The following is a 3,384-nucleotide window of genomic DNA, read 5'->3' as shown; positions in this document are numbered from 1 at the left end:
TATCTGAATAGGGTGAAATGGGATCACCTTCTAATCCTAAAGCCAAAATCGGAACTTTAGTTCGCCTACTGGTTAAAAAACCTTGCACTTTCAGTGACCACGCTCGCATCAACCCAGCAAGGCTATTAATATCCACCACGTCTTTACCTAAACGAGACGCCAGCACATCAATATACATTTTGGGCATTTTTTTCAATTTTTCTGGCGAAGCTAAAATATCGTGGATAGGTGCGCCTAATGAAACACAAGCCTTGATTTTATCTTGCTCTAGAAAAGAGAGCCTGATCATGGAGTTACCACCAAATCGAAATCCAACAAGCCCCACTTTTCGATGATCAACCCAAGGCAAGCTTTCCAGTTCATTGAGTACGGCTTGATGCAGACATGAAGAATCTTCAGTTAAAGGCCAATGGGAGCTATGACCTACGGAGGGCATATCAATAGTTAACATCGCAATATCTCTAGGCGCGAGATAATCTCTAAACAAACGCCACATATCCGTCTGCAAACTGTCTAAACCGGCGCTAACCAAAACGACCGGATGAGGCCTATCGGTATTGGGCAAATGCAAATTAGCGACTATTTTTTTGTTCTTATAGGGTACTTCAATCTGCTTAATCACATAACGAGTCAATTTGGCCGCTTCGTTATAAGCGCTGTTTGACAGTATCTGTGCCTGTAAGGATAAATTATCATTTTTTAGATGCGGATAACCAGCAATGCTAAAGCAGAGCGACGCGGAAAAAAGTTCATTGGCCGCCTCTTCGTCTTGCTTGTCATTAGCGCGCTTTTGGTGACGCATACCCAGCTTAGTCCACTCGTATGCCCAGTTACCACTGTGATAGCCCATAACCGTATCTAACCAATCCGCTTCGGTTCGCGAATGTTTCGAAGAGGCAATGCGGGCGAGAACTTCTTCTTGCTCTACAGGATCAACACCTTGCCATATCCACTGTAACCGCCTGAGATTTCGATACCAAACGTACCCTTCTTGTTGTTTTTTAAGATCCAAAATTTCTTGGCTACTTGGCATATAGCGAATTAATGCCGAGGTTTCTTGAGCTTGCTTGTGTTTCTGGAACAAGGTTTCAGAAAGATTTTGGCTGTTAGATTCAGACATAAGTCGATTCAATTGAGAGCGGTGCTCTAATAGTAATAAAAAAAATGGCCCGATAAAGGGCCATTTTCAAATAAACGCAAAGAAAAACATTACTTTTGTTTACGGTTAATCGGTTCTGCGTATTGAATCGTCATATCCCATGGCTGCTCAATCCACGTATCTTGAGCAATATCCACAACATAATCATCTAACAAGCTTACGCCAGAAGGCTTCGCACACACCGCAATCAATTTCGCTTTAGGATACATTTCACGTAGCTTACGTGCGGTATCACCACTATCGACCAAATCTTCAACAATTAAGAAACCTTCGCCGTCACCTTCAGGTGCTTTGATCACTGTCATGTCACGCTGGTGATCATGATCGTAACTTGAAATGCAAATCGTATCGACATGGCGAATACCTAATTCACGCGCCAATATGGCACCAGGAACCAGACCACCACGGCTCACCGCCCAAATACCTTTCCATTGCTCTGCAGGCATCTGTTTTTCTGCCAATTGACGACAGTAAGTCTGCATGTTGTCCCAAGTGATAACGAATTTATTGCTCATTGTTGTAAACCTAATTATTTAAATAATCTGTGTCGTTCATTACATTGCAGAGGCGATATACTTAAAGATGAAGATGGCTGACATCACCCACACACTCATCGATACACTGCGCCCTTTGCCACTAAATAGTTTGATAGCCGCATAAGCAATGAAACCAAGAGAAATACCTTCTGCGATAGAGAATGTCAGCGGCATTAATAAACAGGTAACGACGACAGGAGCCGCTTCTGTTAAATCGCGCCAATCAATACTGACCAAACCAGAAAGCATCAAAATTGCCACGTAAAATAATGTACCAGACGTAGCGTACGCAGGGATCATTCCAGCTAATGGCGAGAAGAATAATGCAAGTAAGAACAAAATGCCAACAACGACTGCAGTCAGCCCTGTGCGCCCGCCAGCAGCAACACCCGCCACACTTTCAATGTAAGAGGTTGTGTTTGATGTACCTAGCAGGGCACCGACTGACGTAGCGGTAGAATCGGCAAGCAATGCTTTATTTAGACGTGGAATTTTACCATCTTTACCAATCAAATCTGCTTTTTGCGCCACGCCAACTAAGGTGCCAGCCGTGTCAAATAGATCGACAAACAGAAACGCAAACACCACTGAGATCATACCCACTTCAAAAACGGCGGAGAAATCAAGCTGCAAAAAAGTTGGCGCAATACTTGGTGGTGCCGACATAATGCCATGCCACTGAACGTCACCAAACACTAAACCAAGGCCAGTAACCGCAAGAATCGCGATCATTACAGCACCCTTTAAACCACGATGAACCAAAGCAATCGTCAGGAAGAAACCTATCGCACCGAGTACAGCAGGAAGAGAAGTAATTGCGCCGACAGAAACCAAAGTTGCAGGGTTATCAACCACAATGCCTGCATTTTTCAGGGCAATAAAGGCAAGAAAAAGTCCAATACCGGCCGAGATCCCCGTTCGTAATGACATCGGAATCGAACCGATGATCCACTCACGGATTTTAAAGATACTAAGAAAAATGAACAGCACACCAGAAACGAATACCGCCGCCAGCGCAACTTGCCATGTATATCCCATGCCGAGCACAACGGCGTAAGTAAAAAATGCGTTTAACCCCATACCCGGAGCCTGTGCGATTGGGTAGTTGGCAACAAAGCCCATGATGAAACAGCCAATAGCCGCCGCAAGACACGTAGCAACAAATACTGCACCACGGTCCATGCCGGCATCCGCTAAGATCGCAGGGTTAACAAAGATAATGTATGCCATCGTGAGAAATGTCGTTATTCCTGCGATAACCTCAGTGCGCACGTTTGTGCCATATTCACTAAGTTTAAATAGCCTTTCGAGCATGATCGAGTCCTATAAGGGTAAAAAGTAAACGGTTGCGTAATCGATTGGCTGTGGATTATAGAGAGATCAGATCACAAATTCCAGATAGAATTAAGGCTGTAATATGCTTTTATTAATGGCTTATGAACCTAGTCGCGCTTCATTTCTTCAAAAAGAAAAAGCGGATTTCCATATCGTATTGCCATTGAGCCGTAAAGGAAGTGCTGAACATTGAGATAAAAAAACGCCACCTCATCTGAGGTGGCGGCGAATCATTTTAGCCAAACTGACTACAAAAAAATTCCAATATCTAGGGGGTGAACATACAGTTCAAATAACATGCTTAAAGTCTTAATAACCAAAGCTTGTTGGGTAAGCAAAGTTGCCAGTGTAAAC

General features: G+C 43.7%; 3 protein-coding genes. All 3 read right to left on the bottom strand.

Annotated elements, in window-relative coordinates; genetic code table 11:
• On the bottom strand, positions 1-1,120 hold a 1,120-nt coding region (frsA, locus tag B9J84_RS09640; protein ID WP_094124030.1), incomplete at its 3' end, for an esterase FrsA.
• 89 nt (positions 1,121-1,209) lie between these two features.
• Positions 1,210-1,674 (bottom strand): oxytetracycline resistance phosphoribosyltransferase domain-containing protein Tet(34), encoded by a 465-nt coding sequence (gene tet(34) / locus B9J84_RS09635; RefSeq protein ID WP_010320141.1) that lies wholly within the window; start codon positions 1,672-1,674, stop codon positions 1,210-1,212.
• A 39-nt stretch (positions 1,675-1,713) separates the two neighbouring features.
• The gene (locus tag B9J84_RS09630; RefSeq protein WP_094124029.1) at positions 1,714-3,009 is read right to left on the bottom strand and encodes an NCS2 family permease; all 1,296 of its coding nucleotides are present in this window, start codon (positions 3,007-3,009) and stop codon (positions 1,714-1,716) included.
• Positions 3,010-3,384: the final 375 nt, after the last annotated feature.

Origin of the sequence: Vibrio sp. V03_P4A6T147 (assembly GCF_002241085.1) — a bacterium.
Classification (GTDB): Bacteria; Pseudomonadota; Gammaproteobacteria; order Enterobacterales; family Vibrionaceae; genus Vibrio; species Vibrio anguillarum.
Note: the sequence above shows the minus strand (reverse complement) of the source record. Positions and strands in the feature narration are given on the sequence as shown.